This window comes from Priestia sp. KCTC 13724, from assembly GCF_056820425.1.
In genome coordinates, this window is record NZ_JBXDLD010000109.1 from 1 (window position 1) to 21,227 (window position 21,227).

Sequence of the window (21,227 nt, forward strand, 5' to 3'; positions counted from 1 at the left end):
TCGAAAAATATTTTTTTGACACCCCACCAACGGCTCAAACCGTTGATAAATCAACATTTATAGAGGGAGTGTGATACAAATTCGTGCATTAGCGTTCCTTTTTGACCCAATAAGCAAGTAACCCCATCTAATCGGTTAATAAATAAAGCACAAAGGAAAAGGTAACTATCATTACCATCACCTTCATGCTTTAGATGATTACCTATACCGTTGTAACGACTTCTCTATTCAGAAAGTTCTTTATTTTCCCATTCTAACATGCAGTATTTTATTTGTATATACTATTGTTTGACACTGCAAATATACAAAAATGCTTGGAGTTCACACTGCATTTGCTTTAAGTGTGGCATGGCTTTTTGCAATAACTTTTCATGTTGTTTCTTATAGCTTTCAAACAACATTTTTTCAACCTTCACCTTTTCTTCATACAGAACATCTATTTTCTCTTCATTTCCCTCCAAAGAGATTGGATTCAGCATGGCAAGATCATAAATAGGTTGTCCATATTCTAATTTATTTAAAATGGAGCGTAATAACGCTTCATCATGAACATCTAATTCATATAAATAGTTTAGTAAACTTCCAAGTTCATCAATTATAGTTAAATCGAGTTCTGCCTTCTGGACATTCGCGCCTTCTACATATTGAAAGCAAGTTGTATTAACAGTTTCATATAACGTTTCCACCCTTTTGAGCGCTTCATCAATTGTCATGTAATGACCTCCTATACAGCATGGTTCATACAATTCTATGATACAAGAGTTCATTTCATTACGTTCCTCAGCGGAAAATATCGATAATTTCTTCAATAACAGCAGCAGGATCTTCTTCTTGGGCAAATGACTTTATTTCAGTAAATGTAGGCTCAGAAAATTGATTATTTACCTCTTCAATATATGAGTAAACCTCTTTTGTTGCTTTCTCATTGTCTGAGAAAGACCATCTCTGCAGTTCAAAACCTTCCGAAGCATCTTCAACAGCTATAGGGCAACCGTTATCGGTCATTCCAAAACAGTACATCGGAGTCTTTCCATTTGTACAGATATCCCCTTGTCTATTATGGATTTCACCTTTATCTCCCCAGGCGGCAATTACTAAATGTGCACGATTAACCGCTTGAGTCAGATATTGGTTCGTTCCAATTCCAACGGCTTCCTGCTTTGAGAGTTTCGCTAATAATGTCTCATCTTCAGCTTGATAGCTAAACAAATAGACAATTTCTAACGAACCAAAGCCCCACCGTTGTGCTAACTGCATACATTTCTTTAGTTCCTCTTCACTTTGTTGAGTGCCTGTATTCATTGGAGATGACAAGATGAACGTTACGGTTCGATCATTTTTTTCACTCCAAGCTACTTTAAAAGAATATTGATATATTCCCTCTTCATCAAATATCGCTTCTCTTTTCACTTCCTAATCACCCTCTTCTCTATCATTTCATTCTATATGTATTTTGAAATAACAAAGGCATGACAACTTTTCTGTCTTTTCGGAAAAAATTATTTCCTCTTCTCATACATGCATTTTACAGCTATAAATCACATTCATCTATTGGTACAAGCCGTTGTTAAATTAGATAATTTTTAAAAAATGGTCTATAATAAGACCATATATTTTGATAAAGAGAGGATTTTGTAAGTGGCGAATACACATACATTTACAAAAGGTGAAGAGATTGCGAATGCAATCACGCACGGAATTGGGGTCATTTTAAGCATTGTCGGACTCACTCTTCTTATTGTATTTTCTTCATTACAAGGTACACCTTGGCATATTGTTAGCTTTACGATTTATGGAATTACCATGTTATTACTATATGTATCATCAACGCTTGTTCACAGCTTTCCTGAAGGCAAGGTAAAAGATTTATTTGAAATCTTTGATCATTCCTCGATTTATTTATTTATCGCTGGAACCTATACACCGTTTTTATTCGTCATTGTGAAAGGAACAATGGGCTGGACCCTTTTTGCCGTTGTCTGGGGGATTGCAATTGCAGGAATTGTGTTTAAAGCATTCTTCGTAAAGAAATTCCTCTTTATTTCAACAGTCCTATACGTGTTAATGGGTTGGATGATTGTCTTTGCATGGAACTCTTTAAAAGCAACATTAGAGACACCAGGCTTAGTATTGCTTGTTATTGGCGGAGTTCTTTATACAATCGGAGCTATTTTCTACGTATGGCGAGGCTTTCGCTTCCATCACATGATTTGGCATTTATTTGTACTTGGGGGCACAGTTACACATTTTCTGGCCGTTCTTTTATATGTATTACCGGTTGCGATTCAATAAAAAAGAGGCGATTTATCGCCTCTTTTTTATGGTCAAGACCCACCCGGTGCTACCAGTTGCTCACCTTGATACATTTCATAGACATACGGATTTTTTGGGCGGGCAATCGACTCAACTTTTTCTATCTTTAGGTACGGTAATGAAGCGCCATTATATGCTTCTTGGCCGATGGTTCCTTTTACTTTAATCCACTCGTCCGTTTCAAGCTTAGCAGCATCCGAAATGGTTGAAAGGGTTCCGTATACCGATGCATCCGCTACGCAGCAAGATAAGCCAAATCGAGCGACTACGAATTGGTCCTTTTTAAACCCCTCTTCTCGATACACAAAGCCTTTTATTTCAATCGTCTTGCCAACAAATTTCCCAACGTTTGTCTCGATGATATTCATGATTGGAATATATTCTTTATCACTTACTACAATATGATCTTGCTTGACTAGCTTAGCTTCTAATTTTTCATAATAGCCTTCTGGTGCCTGCTGAGGTACGAAGCCTTCCGGGTGTTCTAAAGGAACTTCTCCATCTTCCTGCGGTTCTTCTACTTCCGCTCCTAGTACTTGATTCATATACTCTTCTAACTCGGCATCTGCGTTTTCCTGCAATTCTTGACGCTGCTCTGGCGTGGGCGTTTCTTTCACTCCTTCTGCAAACTTAATCCCTCTTTTTTCAGCCACTGAACTTCCTAATGAATGATTAGGCAATAAAAAGCCCGTCATAATTGGCAGTAAAAATAAGAGGTAAATGAACAAGGTCTTAAACTTCCCTTTTTCAAAATGATTATGCTCGCAAGCGCAGCTTCCCCCATCCTCTACCTTTATGCTGCTTCGCCAAATTTGCACAACTCCTAGGAGAAAGAATGTAATGCTAGAAAAATAAATAAACGGCATCATTTTGGGAGCAATAAAGTAAACCATTTGCTCCGTTAAAATAAGCTTAAACATTAAAAGCGCAAACCCAATTAAGAAAATGCCTCGGATATAGGTGATAAACTGTTCATCAATTCGCTTCATAATATCCTCCTCATCCCATTAACCATCCATAAACCATCACAACTCCGTAAACAATAACCGTAATCATTAGAATAAACCGGATAGCAAACTTCTTTTTGAAAAAGGCAAATAGCATAATTGTATTTTTCAAATCAATCATGGGTCCATATACTAAAAAGGCAAGCAACGCAGTCGGTGTAAACGTATGAGCAAAAGATGACGCAACAAAAGCATCTGCTTCCGAACACAAGGAAAGCACGTAGGCAAATCCCATCATGACTGCAGAGGATACGTATTCATTGCTGGCTAAGCTGACAAGAACCTGCCGATCCAAAAACGTTTGAAACAGGCTTGCAACGAGCGCTCCAAATAATAAATATTTTCCCATATCAAAAAATTCATCGCTTGCATGATAAAACGTTTGCTTCAGACGATTTCCTTTTCCATGATCTGAATGAACGTGGACGTGAACATCCTTAAGCTGATTTTGATTACGAAACGTCCAATAAATTGCTAACCCAATGAGTAAACAAACAATCACAGCAAGCCCCATTCGACTATATACGATAGATAAATCTGATTGAAATGCATAAAACGTAGAAGCAAATACAATTGGGTTTAGAATGGGTGCTCCTACTAAAATAACCATTCCAACATGCAGGGGCATTCCTTTTTTAAGCAGCCTTCTTACAACTGGAATAATAGCGCATTCACAAACCGGTAAGATAGCGCTGACTACAACGGCTGATACGAGTGCAAGATACGGATTTTTTGGAATCATTCGCTGAATCGCTCGCTCTGATATGAACACTTGAATAAGTGCTGATGCAAACACACCGAGCAAAATAAATGGTATAGCTTCAAAGACGATGCTTAAAAAGATGGTATTGACGTTCAATAAAGATGTGGGAATAGCTAAGTTACTTGTATCTATATCAACAAAGAAAAAACAATACCCAAACAACAGCAGCAGCAACACTCCAACTAACTCTTTACTTACTTTTGATAGCGTCATACTCTATCATCCACCTCCGGCTGTTCTATCATTTCAATTAAGTATTTTTATGTGAATCTATTAACTACCATATGAGGAATAGTAGAGTATTTATGCTAGAAATCATAAAAAGAGTTTGGGACTGCACTACTTATGTCTCAGTTCTCTGCTGCGTTAAAATAATTGTCCAAGCTGCTTAAAGAGCGTATACACACCCATAACAGCCATAATGACTACAACAAAAGAGCCGAAAATGGTAAGCCAAAGCGGATGCTTATAGTCACCTACAATCTTTTTCTTGTATGCAGCTACAAGCATTGTGCCAAGCGAAATTGGTAAGATTAGTCCATTTAGAGCACCTGCTAAAATTAAGAGGGTAACGGGTTGACCAATTGTTAAAAACACCAATGTTGATACAGTGATGAAACCGATAATGACCCAGTTTTCATATTGAGCAATTTTTTCATTGAAGGATTTAATAAATGACACAGATGTATAAGCTGAACCGATGACGGATGTAATCGCAGCTGCCGCCATTACGACACCAAACAGCTTATAGCCGACATTGCTTCGTCATTTCCGATAACGTACGAACCAAAGCTTTCACCAAGATCACAGTTTAAATCGATTGTGAACATGCTAAAACCTCCTTTAATTTTTCATTCGCAACATTATTTTTAAGTGCTCAAGCAATCGCTCTTGCTTCATGAATCGTTCCTGAGCCGCTTGTAGTGAAATTTTCTGAAACTGCAGCTGTTTTCCAGGAGGTATTTGTGCAAGTGTAGAAAAATCAGCTGATGCTACCTGCCCAATTCTTGGGTAACCACCTGTTGTCTGATGATCAGCTAGTAGAATAATAGGTTGACCGTCACTTGGAACTTGAATGGTACCAAACGTAACGGCAGTTGATAATAGCTCCCGCTTGTTTGTTCGCTCCAGCATTGTACTCTCACTCTGTAATCGATACCCCATTCGATCTGATTGAGGAGTAACCGCATAGCTTGTGTCAAAAAAACCTGCCTTACTTTCTTTTGTAAACCAAGCGTATTCAGGTCCTTCAATAACTGAAATTGTTGGGTTTTCTTCATATCGCGGCAAAAAATCGGGATGAATGGTCCAAAATGCTTGCTTGAACGGCTTATCCGTTTGCTTATTTAGTAGCCGATTACGAATGACTTCTCCCATTTTTGTTTTAGGATGACAAAACAGCTGATCTCCCGCTTGCAAAAGAACCGGTTTATGGTCTAGCGGATTAAATAATGACAGTGGCGTTCGCCCAATGATTTGCCAACCTCCTGGTGTTTCAAGCGGATAAATACCTGTTTGTCCTCCTGCAATTCCAACTGACCCTTTTGGTATAGATGCCTGAGGTTTTTCCTTTCGCGGGGTGGCTAACCTTTCGTCCATTCCACCTAAGTATGGAAAGCCAGGAGCGAACCCAATCATATAAACTAGATAGTCTCCTGATGAGTGCACCTTGATTACTTCTTCTTCCGTTAGTTGATGATAGTTTGCAACATGGGCTAAATCCGGTCCAAACTCATCACCGTAGCAAACCGGTATTTCAACAATGCGAGATGTTAATTCACCTTCAGCTTTTGGGATTTGAAGAAGCGCTTCTACTTTACTTTTTACGATTTCATAGGGGGCTTTTCCAATTCGATTAAAAAAGTAGTGGGGCTTATAGTAAATCGTTACAGTTGTAAAAGCAGGTACATATTCAATCATGCCTTCAAAACGATTAGCTTCAAGAATTGCTATAAACTGCTGGATATTTGTATGTATTGTTGGATGAATAACCTCACCGAATGAGACAACGATGCCGCTATCTCCCAATGGATAAATGTTGTATTCAGTGTTCACTCGTTATCCACTCCTTTCTTCTCTTCTATTGTCTCTTGAATGTAATCGTTCAATTCCTACCTCAAAAAAATTACAGACTACGTTTCACTTAATCAAAAGAATCTCATTGTTTCAAGTTTTCAATCATAATTGTGCCAAAAGAAACAGATTACAATCTAGCCAAGCAAAAGAAAAAGCACTAAAGAACTAAGAGAATTTTCCTTCTCAGTTCTTTAAATGCCTCTTCTTGCGAAATCTACAAATCGAAATTTATCCAATCTGTGTCTCGATTCCGTATATTGAAATAAACTTGCATCGTTAAGATAAACATAATTTCGTACAACGACGATGTGGGTATAGTCTTTTAAATCTAAATAGCGCTCATCGTCTTCCGTTACTTCATCTACAGAAATTTCTTTTTTAGCAAAACTGATGCTTAAACCTACTTCTTTTTCTAAGTACTCATAGATAGACCCTTCACAAATTTCACGAGTTAAATGAGGAACCTTTTTTTGTAAAAAGAAATCTTTGTCTAAGATAATTTTTTCACCATCTATTGCACGTGCACGTACCACCTTCCAAACTGAGTCTCGCGATGTACTGTTTAGCTGCGTACACAACTCACTATCAGGCTTAATTAACTCAAATTCCTCAACCACTGTTCTTGATTCATGCCCAAGTTTTTCTGCCATCTCTTTAAAACTAACAAGACCTGAAATCGGAAAATCAAAGCGAGATACTTCTAAGACATAAGATCCCTTGCCTTTAATCTTTTGAATATAGCCGTTTTGTGATAAAAGGTTCAAGGCTTTTCGAATGGTTTCACGAGACGTGTTATACGTCACAACCAGCTCATTTTCTGAAGGTAGCTTCGTATGAGGCGGCCATTTCTTCTGTTTAATGTTTTCCACTAGTTCTTCATAGATTTGCATAAACTTATTTTCTTTCATGATTTCACCTACCTTCATTTATTTTATAAAAAGAACGATGAGCTGTCACTCATCGTTCACTTTTTAAGGCGATATACAATTGATTCATAAGGACGAAGCTGAACTTTAGCATACTCTAAAGCTGAATCATCATAGTTTGATAATAAAATTTCGCATTTGTATCCTTCAACATCAACCGTTTCAGGTAGTTCAAACGTTACGTCTTCCCCATAGAAATTATTCACTACGAGCAGCTTTTCATTAGCTCCGTTTCGCACGTATGCAAATAGCGCTGGGTGATCGCTTAAAATAAGCTCATAGTTTCCGCTTGTAATAATATCATACTGTTTTCTAAGCTTAATCAGCGCTTGGTAATGATAAAAAACGGATGTTTTATCTTCTAAAGCACGCTCTACATTTAATTCCCTATAGTTGGAAGCAACATTAATCCAAGGCGCTCCTGTCGTAAAACCCGCGTGCTCTTTATCATTCCACTGCACTGGTGTGCGCGAGTTGTCGCGAGACTTTGCTTTTAAGATTGAAATAATCTCTTTCTCACTCATGCCTTCGTTACGCTTAATGTCATAAATGTTAAGTGACTCTACGTCACGATAGTCGGAAATATCATTGAAACCTGGATTTGTCATCCCAATTTCTTCACCTTGATAAATATAAGGCGTACCTTGCATCATATGAATAGTCGTAGCAAGCATTTTAGCAGACTTCTCATGAAATTCCTTGTCGTTTCCATAGCGAGAAACTACCCTTGGCTGATCGTGGTTACACCAAAACAGTGCGTTCCACCCTCCACCTCTGTTCATCTCAACTTGCCATGTTGATAATATCTCTTTAAGCTTTAGAAAATCAAATTCACCTACTGACCACTTTTCACCATTAGGATAATCGACCTTTAAATGATGAAAGTTAAACGTCATGCTTAATTCTTGGCGGTCGGGACGCGTATAGTTGATACAATGATCAATCGTGGTTGAAGACATTTCACCAACCGTCATACTATCGTATTTTGAAAACACTTCTTCGTTCATTTCTTTTATATACTCATGAACACGAGGTCCATCTGTATAAAACTTACGACCGTCTCCAGGAGGAACCGTCCCGTCGTCATCTAAAAATCGCTGATCCTTCGAAATTAGGTTAATAACATCTAAGCGAAAGCCATCAACACCTTTTTCGAACCAAAAGTGCATCATATCATACACTTGCTTACGAACCGTTTCATTTTCCCAGTTTAGGTCCGCTTGGGTTACGTCGAACAAATGAAGATACGATTGATCCGTTAGTTCATCATGCTCCCACGCGGAACCGCCAAATTTAGAAATCCAGTTCGTAGGCGCAGAGCCATCTTCTTTTTCGTCTTTCCAAATGTAAAAATCACGGTACGGATTATCCTTTGATTTTCGCGCTTCCTGAAACCACTCATGCTCTGTTGATGTATGGTTTACTACAATATCCATAATGACTTTAATATCGCGACTATGAGCTTCTGTTAATAAGCGTTCAAAGTCTTCCATCGTTCCATACTCACTGTGAATTGAAAAATAATCACTAATATCGTATCCATTGTCGCGCTGAGGCGATTGATAAATTGGGGTAAGCCATACGACATCAACCCCAAGTGTATTTAAATAATCTAGCTTCTCTATAATTCCGTTAATATCTCCAACGCCATTCCCAGACGTATCATAAAAACTTTTCGGATAAATTTGATAAACAACCGACTTTTTCCACCACGGCTGCGTCATCTTCATCACCATCACTTTCTATACAAATCATTTTGTCATCATGCTTTTTTCTTTTGTAACGTTCCAAAAAGTAGCGTTAAAACAAACGGGACAACGACTACAATTGCCATCCCGATTAAAAAAGCTCCCCAATCACTTGGTAAAATGGATAGCGGTGCAGGAATTCCTCCCACTCCAATTGATGCTGCTTTTACCCCGTTCATTGTGACAATAACGCCTGCAATAGCGGAACCAATGATAGCTGAAATAAAAGCAAATCGATAGCGTAAGTTTACTCCAAACATAGCGGGCTCCGTAATTCCTAACCATGCAGATACTCCTGATGTTAATGATAATCCGCGCAGCTTTTCATCGTTTTTAGCTAATGTCATCATGGCAAATGCAGCTGACCCTTGCGCAATGTTTGATAATGCAACCATTGGCCATAAGAACGTGCCACCGATGCTACCAATCAGCTGAAGATCAACGGCTAAGAACGTATGATGCATTCCCGTAATAACAAGAGGTGCATACAACCCACCGTAAATGATACCACCGATAAACGGAGCTGTTTCAAACAGCCACACCACCCCTGCTGTAATGACGTTTCCCATCGCAAACGTTACAGGTCCAATGGCAATGAATGCAAGGAATCCAGTAACTAGTAGCGCAACAGGTGCTACAACTAAAAGCTGAAATCCATCCGGAATTCGCTTTCTTAAAAAGAGTTCAATTTTAGCAAGTACTAATGATGCAACTAATACAGGTAGTACTTGACCTTGATAGCCTACCTTTTCAACTTCTAACCCAAATAAGTTCCACGTATCAATGTTACCTTTTTGAAGTGCTTCACCATATCCCCATGCATTTAATAAGTCTGGGTGAACAAGCATTAATCCTAGCACAATACCTAGTAGCGGACTTCCTCCAAAACGATTAACAGCTGACCAACCAATGAGACCCGGTAAAAAGACAAATGCGGTATTTGATATCAAGTTGATCATACTCGCTAAATCTTTCCACTGTGTATGAACATCTACGAGAGACTTATCATCATAGAAGATTCCTGCCCCGGTTAAAATATTGTTAATCCCCATTAACAAACCAGCCGTTACGATGGCAGGTAAGATTGGGATAAAGATGTCAGCTAAGGTTTTAATAGCTCGCTGCAATGGGTTTAAATTTTTCGCAGCTTCATTTTTCACTTCTTCTTTTGATAATTCTCCGATACCTGTAATCGTTACCATTTCTTTGTACACTTTATCAACTGTTCCCTGACCAATGACCACCTGGAATTGTCCATTTGTTGAGAAGAAACCTTTGACTAAATCATGATTATTTAGCGCTTCTTCATTTACTTTCTTTTCATCATGCAGCACTAAGCGCAAGCGCGTTACGCAATGAGTTGCTGCTGAAATATTTTCTTTTCCCCCAACGGCTTCAATAATCTGCTCAACAGATGTACGATTTACAGCCATAATCCTCTTCCTCCTTGTTATCGCTTTCATCTCTTATAAAAAAGTACCCTTATTTTTAATCACCCTAACGCATAGAAAAAGATAGCGCATTCAAAACTTGTATATACAAGCATTGTGTGTTCTATATTAACCTGTATATACAAGTTAGTCAACAGAAAAAAAGGCATTCTTTAAAAGAATGCCTCGGTTACACATGTGAATTTATCGTGTTTTTCTTTTGATTGAACCATTTGTCAATTAGACCGCTACCTAATAGTACACCCGCTACAATAAATAGGAAGCCAAATAGCTGAGCTGCTTGTATTTCTTCTTTTAAGAAAATAGCTGAGCTAACAAGCGCAAAAAAAGGATTTAAATTGACAAAAATAGATGACTCTGCCGGTCCAATATGTTGAACAGCTTGATTGTAGACCATATGCCCAAATGCTGTTGCGAGCAGCGCAGAACCTAAGAACAATAGCCACAAGTCCACTCTTGTTTGTGCCATCGTTTGTAATCCATTCGGCTCTAAAATAAAGCTAATCCCAAGTAAAAAAGCTGAACCGGTTACCAGCATCCACCCCGTCATCAAACGCGCATCCAACGTTGTTGAAGCACGTCGAATAAATACATAACTAATGGCTTGCGTTAAGATTGATAAAAAGACAAACAAATCACCCTTTGTTCCACCTGTGACCGCTCCGCTTCCAGCTAATACGATAAAAGCAACTCCAGAAAAACCGCTCACTACGCCGATAAATCGGAAAAATGTTAGCCTCGTACCTAAAAAGAAAACCGCGCAAATTGTCGTTAAAATTGGACTCAAGCCTAAAATTAACGCCCCGTTTGATGCACTGGTTTCTTTTAACCCCGTTGACAAAAAGAAGTGATGACAAACAACGTTAAAGAACCCAACCATCGTAATAAACAAAAGCTCTTTCAGGGTAATTTTGCGTAGTGACTTTGTGACTTTAAGAAAAACCAAAACGGCAATTCCCGCAAAAAGAATTCGAAAAGCCGTCATCGTAACGGGAGCAAATGCGCCTACGAGTAGCTTTAACGCAACGACGTTTACCCCCCATAGCAACATGACGAATACTAAAACACCGTAAATCTTATACTTATTCAATGACTCTCCCACCTAACCTACCGTTCTTATCCATTATTTTCAACTTCTTTATTGTAACGCTAATATAGTTGAATTTCTAGATATTCTTCACTCGAAATAATTACGAAAATCGACTCTTCGTGATATGATAGCGTAGCAATTACACAGAAAAAGGAGCGCTTATACATGATCGAGATACGACTCGCCGGCGACAGCAAAGAAATTGAAGAAATGATTAAAAGCTTCGAAAAGCATTACGATGTCAAACATCAATCTCTTGAATACAATCGAAGCAATAACCCAAAGTATGCGAATCGTAAAACGACGCGGGTTTATTTATCGATGGGGTTAAAACAAGGAAACTAATTTATCTTACTTTTACAAATACTTCAGTCTGTATTATAATTCCATTAATATTTCATAGATAGAAAGAGGTTACGACATGGATCAAACCATCGTTTTAGTTGGATTTATGGGCGTGGGGAAAACAACGATTGGACAAGCACTTGCCCGTAAACTCGATTTTCAATTTATTGATACGGACCAGCGTATTGAAGCCGAAATGGGCATGCAAACAACAGATATTTTTCGCGTTCACGGAGAAGCATTTTTTCGGCAAAAAGAAAAAGAAACGATTACGCAGCTTGTAAAAAAGAAAAAGACTGTTTTGTCTCTTGGAGGAGGCGCTTTTTTACAAGCTGCCATTCGAGATACCTGCTTGCAAGACGGTATTGTTATTTGTTTATCTCTATCTTTTGACGGGTGGAAAGAACGATTAGATGATTTACTTCCAACGCGCCCCGTTTTACAAGGAAAGAGTTTAGTGGAAATAGAAGAACTATTTTATAATCGCCAAGCTATTTATCAATCTCACCATAAAAAAGTTGTAACGGATGCCTTAACACCTGAAGAAGTGGCTGATGAAATTATTGAGTTTGTTCTTAAGAAAAACTAAAAGACGCCTTCTGCTTTCGTGCAGAAGGCGTCTTTTCTTAATGACTCATCATATAGAAGTTAATAAAAAAAGCAATTGTGATAATGTACATCATCCAGTGAATTTCTCGGTAGCGTCCAGTGAAGAGCTTAATAGCGGTATACGAAATAAAACCAAACGCCAACCCTTCAGCGATGCTGTAAGTTAACGGCATCATAATAATGGTTAAAAACGCTGGAACCACTTCCGTAAAATCATCAAAGTTGACGTTTTTAATATCGCTAAGCATTAAAGAGCCAATAATAATTAGCGCTGGCGCCGTTGCAACCGATGGAATAAAGTCGATTAACGGAGCGAAGAAAAGGGTACATAAAAACAGAACAGCTACCGTTAATGCTTTTAACCCAGTACGTCCACCTTCTGCAATTCCTGTTGCATTTTCGATGTACGTGTTTAAAGCTGTACTACCGAAGATAGCGCTCGCCATTGTTCCAACTGAATCCGCTGCTAATGCGCGATTTAAATTTGGAATCTTGCCGTTCTCATCAACTAAGTTTGCTTTTTTCGATAAACCAATTAGCGTTGCAAGCGTATCGAAAAGTTCTACAATTGTAAATGAGAAGACAACGGAAAAGATTCCGTAAGCGATGGCACCTTTTAAATCCATTTGCATAAACGTGTCACCAATTGTTGGTGGGGTCGCTGAAAACACGTCGCTGATAGCGGTTGGCGGTGCTTGAAACCCAACAACCATTGCTACTGCAGTCGTTGCAAAAATACTAATAATTAGCGCACCCTTTACGTGTTTAGCCATTAAAACAGCTGCCAAAATCAAACCGAATATTGTCAATAATGGCCCCTTGTCCAACACGTTTCCAACGCCAACAAATGTTGATTCATTGGCTACAACAAGCCCTGCATTTTTTAATCCTATAAACGCAACAAACAAACCAATTCCAACAGCAATTGATGCTTTTAGAACGTTGGGAATGGCATCGACGATTTTGCTACGAATACCGGTTACGGTTAATAAAAAGAATAAAATACCAGATATAAAGACAGCACCAAGAGCCGTTTGCCACGATAGGCCTTGTCCTAGCACAACCGAATACGTAAAGAATGCATTTAATCCCATACCAGGACCAGTAACGATTGGAAAGTTAGCCCATAGCGACATAAGTATTGTACTGAATACAATGGCATAAATCGTTGCTGCTAACGCTGCTTCTTTCGGAATACCAGCGTCAGATAAAATAAGCGGATTGACGATAACCATGTAGCTAACGGTCATAAAAGTGGTTAAGCCCGCTAAAATTTCTTGTTTTGGCGTTGTTTGACGTTCCGAGAGTTTAAACACGCGCTCTAATATACTACTACGCTCCAAAACATGCGCCTCCCTGTTTATTGTTATAACATAACCTCAATCTGTGGTGATCAGGCGTCTTGAACAACTAATTTCTTCATTAGAGCTCATACAAAAACATAATAAGCGGCAGAGAGAACTCCACCACTTATTATGGCTAGAATGTACACTTTTCACATCTTGAAGTAAAATCTTTTGTCCTATTATAGTCCTAATTATGAAAGATGCAAAGGCGGAAAACGTTATCATAATAAAACTTTTTATATTCTATTTATTTTTAATTTTCAAATTAACGATACTAGTAAAAAGTTTAGCTGCTTTTTTACGACGTAAGCAGCGCTACTCTTTTTAATAAACGCTCGATAGTGCCATTGGCTTCTTTTAAAACAATTCTCTCATCAATTGTTTTTAAGACTCGGTTATCCATCACAATTTGGCCATCCACCATCGTTATTTCCACATCTCCTCGCGTAGCTGAATAAACAACGCGCGAGATTGGGTCCACACCATATGATGGAAACGTATGAAGCTGATAAAGGTTCAGCATAGCTAAGTCGGCTTTTTTCCCAACCTCAATACTTCCAATTTCATTTTCAAGCCCAACAGCTTTGGCTCCACCAATCGTTGCCATTTCAAGCACATGCTTCGCATTCATCGCTGTAGGCCCATAGGACGGCTTATGAATCGTTGCTGCAAGGCGCATTTCATTAAACATATCGAGGTTATTATTACAAGGCGCGCCATCTGCTCCTAAACTTAGACAAATGCCCTGTTCATGAAGATGTGGAATCTCAGCAAATCCCGAAGCAAGTTTCATATTTGAGCCTGGGCAATGACTCACCTTTACTCCTCTATCTTTAATCACTGCCTTTTCCTGGTCATTCAGCCAGACGCAGTGTGCTAAAATTAACCGCTCATTGGCTAACCCTAAGTGATCTAAGTATAAAATATTTCGCATGCCTGTTTCTTCTTCTACAATTCGAATTTCCTCTTGGTTTTCAGACGCATGCGTATGTACATGCACACCGTAAGTCGCGGATAAGTGCGCAACTTCTCTTAGTAAATCTTCCGTACACGAAATAACAAATCGGGGAGAAAACGCGTACTGAATGCGGTCATTATAAGATCCGTGCCATTTCTCAAGCAGCTTAACACTTTCCGCAATTGAGGAAGCGGTTGTTTCCTGTAATGCTTTTGGCATGTTGTCCGCTTTTTTATCCATCATTACTTTACCAGCAATGGCGCGAATACCACTTTGTGCAATAGCTTCAAATGCCGAATCAGTATGATGCACGGTTTCCATATCCACGATAGTTGTAGTGCCACTTTTAATGAGCTCGCCAATACCTAATAATGCGGAGTAATAAATAGATTCTTCATCATGCGCAGCTTCTAAAGGCCATATTTTCTTTTGAAGCCAATCCATCAACTCCAAGTCATCGCCTTGTCCGCGAAACATCGTTTGGCATAAATGAATGTGAGTATGAATGAAACCAGGAACAATTGTCCGATTTGTTCCATCAATGACTTTATCGACTTTTTCCGGTGATAACCCTTTACCAATGGCAGCGATACGGTCTCCTACTATGTATAGATCTCCATATACAATGTCATTCTTTTCGTTCATCGTAATAATTTCCGCATTTTTAATTAAAATATGCTGCATTCCTTCAAGCCCCCTACTCTCTCTTTAAATCCATCGTTCTCTTGCGTTTCATTATATATCAAAAATAACTAATTATTCTGTCTATTGAAAAGGTAAAAAAAATTCCTAGCTGATTTACGCAGCTAGGAAGGTGGATCCACGAAAAATCCCAAGTCCCTTTTTCAAGAGGTTATACGAAATCGCAGGAGAATAATGTGATCTTGAATACATCATATTCTCTTTTTAACAGTAATGCCAGGAAAATGTCAGAAAACCTTACATACTTTTTTATATTTACATTTCTCCGATGTATTTCAACACATTTATTATTAAATTGTTTTAAAAGAAATTTGTCGTTTTTCCAGGAAAATATGGTAAAGTAATAGTCGTTACGATTCTATTTACCTAGTAATTATGGAAAGGGCCGACACCAAATGTTAAAAAAAGAAATGCTTTTTTGTGTATCAATCATACTTTTAGGCTTCACTTTTTTTGCAACAAAACCCGCTTCAGCAATGAGTACGGGATCTGAGCGATATACTATTTCTTCATATGTTGCTTATCTTAATACCCAGGGAGAGTCAGATTCAGCAGAGCAATTTTCAGCTTTATCTCCTGAACAGCAAGAAAAAGTTATCTACTACTTAAATCACCCAGACGAGCTACTTAATTCTATTGAAGTAACGGAATCCGTTGATTACGATGACGCGCCTACAAGCAATACAGCAGTAGCATCTGCATATGCAACGTCACGTTTTTCCACATTATCGTCTGGTGTATCACGCACGGCTTCCTATACAGCACAGTATAAAATTGCAGGGTTTACTACTACGCAAGTGAAAGCTACAGTCTATTATTCCACAAGTGGATCTAACGTTACGTCCGTACAAAGTGTGAGCGGAAAAGTTGTGAAAAACGTCAATCCCCTAGTCTCAATTTCAAAACAAAATTCCAAAACATGGGTCTCTTCTAACCGTGCTTACGGACAAATTGATTGGAATTGGAAGGTTGGGTTCAAAACAGCTGGTGTAAAGCGTCAAACTGTATATGGTACAGCCAGCGGTTCATCAGGTGGTTCATCTTCTACTCTTTAAATGAATGGAGGAGGTATTCCTTATGAAGAAATTGTCGCTGTGGATCATCGGTATCACAATTGCGCTGCTTCTTTTGTTTATTATAGCAGGGTATGCTTCTTTCTATAGCAACTAAGGCAGATTATATTGGTTCACTTCTACTCTTTATCATAGGAAACCCCCGCTTTGTGAAAGCGAGGGTTTTTCTTAACCAATGTATGTGCTTGAGCCTATTTGACTCACAACAAGAGGGAGCTTATCATAATCAACTTCAACGAGGACATCACGATGAACATAAAATTGGCTAAGGTAGCGGAAACCAACACGCGTAATGTATGACGTTAAGTAAGCAGACTCTGTTGCGTTTTCTTTTCTCTTTTCATTTAGCAGTTCAATAATTCCTTCAGCGGATTTAACGCCTACGCCGTGTCCAAAATACAAGTCGTCCCCAACGATAATCGTATTTTCACCTTGCCATTGAGGGGTATCTTCATGGTGATCAGGGTTTTTGAAATAAGCGCAGTCTCCCTCTAAAAAATCATAACCATGATGATTTTGAAGATTTAAATCTTCATCAAATTTACCGCTATATAATACTAAATTCGTAAATAATTGATTAAAATCCCTCTCTCCAATACTCTCCAACACACCTTTATAAAAAACCATAACAATCGCAACCGCACATTCAAACGCATAGAGCGAACCATTAAAGAAAATATCGTTTAATGCGACGGATGGCAACACGTTCTCTTTTAGCTTAAATCCTCCTTTTTCGGTTCGAAGCCAATATGTTTCGTTACATTCAGATTCTTTAAAAGTTGCAAATCTCGCACCACTTCTATACAACAGATACGATGCTTCTACAATTCGTAGGCGGGTAGTCAGCTCAAAATCTAACTGCATAATATTGTCATACCGATAAATTGTTTGATACTGAGCCATTTTTCTCAAAATCTGTGCTTTATTAGCTTCAAGCATGCTATATGGCACTGCATTCATATTTAATGCACGACCCTGCACAATAATAATAAGTGCGTCCCCCTTTCACTTACGTTCTTTTTATCATACGAGTGAAAGAGAGCTTTTATGAGAACGAAAGAAAAGATGTATTCTAGTCTAGCTCTGCCTGCCTCTTCGTAAATTCGTCTTTTATAGCACAAAGCGTGTCCTCTTCAGTTAATAAACGTAAGCCAATGAGAGCAAGACCTTTTGTCCCTTGAAGTAACCCTTTGTCACCTTCTGGAGATTTAGCTGCTTCACGAAATTCATCAGTGTGCCAAGCCAGCGTTTCAGCACCGATTTTGATATAAGGGTGAATGGTTGGTACCACTTGACTAACATTTCCTGCATCAGATGAGCCAATTCCAGGCTTATGCGCCGTATCTACGTCTTCGCCTAATTCTGTAAATACTTCTTCAAATACTCGATCAAAAGCGCGGTTTAGCTGAATATGATCTACTTTATTTTGAATGAAATATGCGTTAAGTTTAGCACCAGTTGCCATAGCCGCTCCCTTTGCGATTTGCTGTACTCTCTCCGTCACTTGATCACACTCTTTACGCGTTTGTGCGCGAATATAAAAGCGCGCTTTTGCATAGTCGGGAACAATATTGGGAGCCGTTCCTCCGTCTGTAATAATGCCGTGAATTTTCACATCATCCTTTACATGTTGACGAAGTGCGTTCACTCCATTGAATAATTGAATAACCGCATCTAACGCGTTAATGCCTTCTTCAGGAGCTGATGCTGCGTGAGATGCCTGTCCATAAAACTCAAAATCAATAGGATCCACAGCTAGCGTTGTCCCTGTAATACACGTTTCTTTTCCAGGGTGAACCATCATGCAAGCATTTAAGTCTTGCACAAGGCCCGCTTTCACAAAGCTTCCTTTTGCACTTCCATTCGGTCCACCTTCTTCCGCTGGGGTGCCCAACACAACAAGCTCTCCTCCTATTTCGTCAAGCACTTGGCTAAGCGCAATCGCTGCTCCTACGCTAGTTGTTCCAATAATGTTATGACCACAAGCATGTCCAAGCCCTGGAAGCGCATCATACTCCGCAAGAAATCCAATTCTCGGTCCTTTTCTTGCGGATGCTTTTTTTGCTAAAAATGCTGTATCATGTCCAGCTACCCCGCGTTCCACGGTAAAGTCTGCTTCTTCTAGCAGCTTACATAAGAGATAAGATGCAAATTTCTCTTCATTTCCGATTTCAGGATGGTCGTGGATTGCATGACTTGTATCTATGTAAGTTTGAGCTTGTTGGTTAATATACTCAATAACGCTTTCTTTAAGCTTTTCTATCTGTAAATTCATTCTTACACCCCATTTACTAAAAATAAAAAGGAAGCTTCATAGAAGAAGCTTCCTTATCTAAAGAACCTGCTTCTTATCGTTCAAGCTTCTAAGCGCTTGCTGGAATTAGCACAGTGCAATCAGCCTGTTGCTGAGGTGTCATAGGGCCAGGTCCCTCTACCTCTCTAGATAAGAAAACGTACAGTATGTAGTTATAAAATAATAAAACCTCCACTTACAGTGTCTTAATGACTGTAAGAAGAGGTTGGGATCATGTAAGTAAGAACCAGCTCTCTTCTTATCTATCAAGCACTGCTTGTTGGAGTTGGCACGGTTCAAATGTCCGTTGCCGAGGTTTCACAGGGCCAGTCCCTCCACCTCTCTGGATAAGAAGTTTGTCGAATATTGTAGAATATTGTTGATAACTTAAATCCTATGTTACACGCTGAGCAAAGGAATGTCAATGACTTTTCTGAAAAGATTTTTCTTTCTAACAATATGATACCGCTATCATAACTAGACCAACAAAAAAGAGTGCCTTAAGCACTCTTTTTATACATTAATAGCAACTTTTTGCTCATATAAATGAATAGCCTGATCTAGCATAGCAAGACCTTCATCAATCTGCTCTTTCGTTACGGATAAAGGTGGAACCATACGAATCACTTCGCTTGCATTGCCACAGAAATAGAAGAGAACGCCTTGTTCAAGAGCTAAGTCTAGAATTTCAAATAGTGCATCCCCATTGGGTTCACCTGTTTCAGGATGTACAATCTCAATTCCGATCATAAGTCCCACTCCACGAATGTCTCCAATTAGCGAATGCTTTTCTTTTAACAGCTCCAATTGTTTGAGCGCATAAGCACCCATTTCTTTTGCATTTTCGAGAAGATTTTCTTCTTGAAGCACTTCAAGTGTAGCAAGCGCAGCCGAACAGCCAATTGGATTACCGCCAAACGTAGTGCTATGCGTGCCAAGAGGCCATTTTTTCATAAGCTCTTGTGAAGCCACAGTAGCACTTAACGGAATGCCTGAAGCGATGCCTTTTGCAATAGCCATAATATCTGGCACGACGTCAAATGTCTGTGCAGCAAACCATTCTCCAGTACGTCCAAAACCTGTTTGCACCTCATCAAAAATGAGTAAAATGCCATGACGGTCACAGATTTCACGAAGCTTTTTCATCCAGCTTTTTGGTGGAATGATATATCCACCTTCACCAAGAACAGGCTCTAAAATAACAGCTGCTACTTCTTCTGGCGTTACTTGATGCTTAAACAAAGTATTAAAGTCTTTTTCAAGCTTGTCTTCAAAATAAGCATCTACATTAACACCGTCTGGACATTCTTTTGGATTGGCATATGGAATTTGATAGGTTAAACCAGAAGGCTGCTGAAACTGACGGTATTTACTTTTTGAAGTTGTGACGCTTAGCGCTCCCATTGAACGTCCATGAAAACAGCCTAAGAATGACACGACGTAAGGTCGTTTTGTTACGTGACGAGCAAGCTTTAAAGCGCCTTCAATTGCTTCCGTTCCGCTGTTTCCAAAGAAGAAACAGTCCAGGTTACCAGGCGTAACTTTTCCTAATTCGTCAGCTAATCTCAAGATAGACTCATACATGATAACGCCAGAAGGTCCATGAAGTAACTGGTCAGCTCCGTCTTTAATAGCTTGCACAACTTTTGGATGCCGATGTCCAACATTCGTTGTTGCAATTCCAGATGTAAAGTCTAGGTATTGTTTGCCGTCTAATCCATAGTAGTAGCACCCTTCTTCTTTTATAACGGGTAGATTTGGATGATCTTTTGCCATAGTAGGTGCTAAAAGTTCAGGCATTCTGTTAAATAGATGATTCCAATCGTTTGACATAGTAATCCTCCTGTTTTCTAACAAATTATTAAAAATATTCTAAAAACATTTGATGTCTTTATGATAAATGATGTGCATGCCGATGTAAATGAGTGTTTTAGGAATGATGACTCCATCATAGACTACGACTCTACAGGGTTTGTATATAAAATAGATTATTTTTATTTTTATGCTTTTTTTCTTTTCAAAACTTCTGATAAAACTTTGATAGAATAATATTTCTGTTTTATTCTACTATGTATTTTTATAAAAATCAATTGCATATATATAAATTTCTATGGTGACTAGTAGTTCTTATTTAGTTATTAAGAATGGGCTCTCCGCTTAGTGTAATTTAGAAACCACTCTTTACACATAGCTACATTTGTCGCACGAAGCATTCTAAAACACTAGCATTTTATTAATTATATGCGAGTAAAAGACAAATTGGCTGATTTAAGCTTGGTACACTACCAGACTTAAACCAGCCAATCTGTTTCATCATTTAAAACCTAACTTTTTAGGATAATTAGATAAATAAGCACTAACGTTGCATAAATATTGACTGAATTTTCCGTTTTATTATTTTTCCGTTTGAGAAGAAAAATGAAGACACGTGAACAGAGGTAGTAATCATCCATTTTTTACTATAACCTTTGGCGAGGGCGACAGAGACGGTTAAACCTTTACGGGACAGCTCTTCCTGCTATTTTTC

19 protein-coding genes, 1 pseudogene and 2 riboswitches are annotated in these 21,227 nt (G+C 38.7%); of the genes and pseudogenes, 4 read left to right on the plus strand and 16 right to left on the minus strand.

Features of this window, described 5'->3' with window-relative positions; all coding sequences use genetic code 11:
- Window positions 1–281: 281 nt before the first annotated feature.
- Together AC1UFB_RS14795 and AC1UFB_RS14800 are read right to left on the minus strand one after the other, a co-directional pair.
- On the minus strand, window positions 282–713 hold the full coding sequence (locus AC1UFB_RS14795) for a hypothetical protein (protein WP_025908249.1): 432 nt from the start codon (window positions 711–713) through the stop codon (window positions 282–284).
- A 67-nt stretch (window positions 714–780) separates the two neighbouring features.
- Complete coding sequence (locus AC1UFB_RS14800; protein ID WP_100347245.1) at window positions 781–1,410, minus strand: DUF1643 domain-containing protein; 630 nt, start codon at window positions 1,408–1,410, stop codon at window positions 781–783.
- Window positions 1,411–1,638: 228 nt separating this feature from the next.
- Here AC1UFB_RS14800 and trhA point away from each other — a divergent pair, with 228 nt between their 5' ends.
- The gene (gene trhA, locus AC1UFB_RS14805) at window positions 1,639–2,292 is read left to right on the plus strand and encodes a PAQR family membrane homeostasis protein TrhA (protein WP_061785854.1); all 654 of its coding nucleotides are present in this window, start codon (window positions 1,639–1,641) and stop codon (window positions 2,290–2,292) included.
- A 32-nt stretch (window positions 2,293–2,324) separates the two neighbouring features.
- Here the strand turns inward: trhA and AC1UFB_RS14810 are convergent, their stop codons facing one another.
- The 9 genes and pseudogenes from AC1UFB_RS14810 to AC1UFB_RS14850 all read right to left on the minus strand — a co-directional run bounded on the left by AC1UFB_RS14810 (window position 2,325) and on the right by AC1UFB_RS14850 (window position 11,374).
- Window positions 2,325–3,302, minus strand: a complete 978-nt coding sequence (locus AC1UFB_RS14810; RefSeq protein WP_482589435.1) for a TIGR03943 family putative permease subunit — start codon at window positions 3,300–3,302, stop codon at window positions 2,325–2,327.
- Between the two features lie 10 nt (window positions 3,303–3,312).
- Entirely contained in the window at window positions 3,313–4,296 is a 984-nt protein-coding gene (locus tag AC1UFB_RS14815) for a permease (RefSeq protein ID WP_328100687.1), read from the minus strand.
- Window positions 4,297–4,449: 153 nt separating this feature from the next.
- Window positions 4,450–4,842: pseudogene (locus tag AC1UFB_RS14820) on the minus strand (hypothetical protein); the annotation flags it as partial.
- Window positions 4,812–4,913: a LamB/YcsF family protein gene (locus AC1UFB_RS14825; RefSeq protein WP_226372938.1), complete on the minus strand. Its 102-nt coding sequence runs from the start codon at window positions 4,911–4,913 to the stop codon at window positions 4,812–4,814. The pseudogene AC1UFB_RS14820 and the gene AC1UFB_RS14825, both read right to left, overlap by 31 nt.
- Window positions 4,914–4,926: 13 nt before the next feature.
- Window positions 4,927–6,138 (minus strand): 5-oxoprolinase subunit PxpB, encoded by a 1,212-nt coding sequence (pxpB, locus tag AC1UFB_RS14830; RefSeq protein ID WP_082636354.1) that lies wholly within the window; start codon window positions 6,136–6,138, stop codon window positions 4,927–4,929.
- Between the two features lie 212 nt (window positions 6,139–6,350).
- Complete coding sequence (treR, locus tag AC1UFB_RS14835) at window positions 6,351–7,067, minus strand: trehalose operon repressor (protein WP_025908258.1); 717 nt, start codon at window positions 7,065–7,067, stop codon at window positions 6,351–6,353.
- Window positions 7,068–7,123: 56 nt separating this feature from the next.
- Complete coding sequence (gene treC / locus AC1UFB_RS14840) at window positions 7,124–8,809, minus strand: alpha,alpha-phosphotrehalase (protein WP_328100684.1); 1,686 nt, start codon at window positions 8,807–8,809, stop codon at window positions 7,124–7,126.
- Between the two features lie 38 nt (window positions 8,810–8,847).
- Entirely contained in the window at window positions 8,848–10,266 is a 1,419-nt protein-coding gene (gene treP, locus AC1UFB_RS14845; RefSeq protein WP_025908260.1) for a PTS system trehalose-specific EIIBC component, read from the minus strand.
- 187 nt (window positions 10,267–10,453) lie between these two features.
- Window positions 10,454–11,374: a DMT family transporter gene (locus AC1UFB_RS14850; RefSeq protein ID WP_025908261.1), complete on the minus strand. Its 921-nt coding sequence runs from the start codon at window positions 11,372–11,374 to the stop codon at window positions 10,454–10,456.
- A 165-nt stretch (window positions 11,375–11,539) separates the two neighbouring features.
- Here AC1UFB_RS14850 and AC1UFB_RS14855 point away from each other — a divergent pair, with 165 nt between their 5' ends.
- A complete protein-coding gene (locus AC1UFB_RS14855) occupies window positions 11,540–11,719 on the plus strand; it encodes a YvzF family protein (RefSeq protein ID WP_025908262.1) in 180 nt (59 codons plus the stop codon).
- 76 nt (window positions 11,720–11,795) lie between these two features.
- Window positions 11,796–12,308, plus strand: a complete 513-nt coding sequence (locus AC1UFB_RS14860) for a shikimate kinase (RefSeq protein WP_025908263.1) — start codon at window positions 11,796–11,798, stop codon at window positions 12,306–12,308.
- A 37-nt stretch (window positions 12,309–12,345) separates the two neighbouring features.
- On the opposite strand, the gene AC1UFB_RS14865 is transcribed toward AC1UFB_RS14860, so the two are convergent.
- Window positions 12,346–13,671 (minus strand): NCS2 family permease, encoded by a 1,326-nt coding sequence (locus AC1UFB_RS14865; protein WP_482589436.1) that lies wholly within the window; start codon window positions 13,669–13,671, stop codon window positions 12,346–12,348.
- A 301-nt stretch (window positions 13,672–13,972) separates the two neighbouring features.
- On the minus strand, window positions 13,973–15,316 hold the full coding sequence (locus AC1UFB_RS14870) for a 5'-deoxyadenosine deaminase (RefSeq protein WP_076512565.1): 1,344 nt from the start codon (window positions 15,314–15,316) through the stop codon (window positions 13,973–13,975).
- Between the two features lie 413 nt (window positions 15,317–15,729).
- Between AC1UFB_RS14870 and AC1UFB_RS14875 the strand changes: the two genes are divergently transcribed.
- A complete protein-coding gene (locus AC1UFB_RS14875) occupies window positions 15,730–16,389 on the plus strand; it encodes a hypothetical protein (RefSeq protein ID WP_025908266.1) in 660 nt (219 codons plus the stop codon).
- A gap of 186 nt (window positions 16,390–16,575) precedes the next feature.
- Here the strand turns inward: AC1UFB_RS14875 and AC1UFB_RS14880 are convergent, their stop codons facing one another.
- The 3 genes from AC1UFB_RS14880 to AC1UFB_RS14890 all read right to left on the minus strand — a co-directional run bounded on the left by AC1UFB_RS14880 (window position 16,576) and on the right by AC1UFB_RS14890 (window position 20,533).
- Window positions 16,576–17,388: a protein-glutamine gamma-glutamyltransferase gene (locus AC1UFB_RS14880; protein ID WP_225001871.1), complete on the minus strand. Its 813-nt coding sequence runs from the start codon at window positions 17,386–17,388 to the stop codon at window positions 16,576–16,578.
- Window positions 17,389–17,479: 91 nt separating this feature from the next.
- The gene (locus AC1UFB_RS14885; protein ID WP_100347240.1) at window positions 17,480–18,682 is read right to left on the minus strand and encodes a M20 family metallopeptidase; all 1,203 of its coding nucleotides are present in this window, start codon (window positions 18,680–18,682) and stop codon (window positions 17,480–17,482) included.
- 70 nt (window positions 18,683–18,752) lie between these two features.
- Window positions 18,753–18,857: riboswitch (SAM riboswitch) on the minus strand.
- Window positions 18,858–18,956: 99 nt separating this feature from the next.
- Window positions 18,957–19,054: riboswitch (SAM riboswitch) on the minus strand.
- A gap of 159 nt (window positions 19,055–19,213) precedes the next feature.
- Entirely contained in the window at window positions 19,214–20,533 is a 1,320-nt protein-coding gene (locus AC1UFB_RS14890) for an aspartate aminotransferase family protein (protein WP_062686936.1), read from the minus strand.
- Window positions 20,534–21,227: the final 694 nt, after the last annotated feature.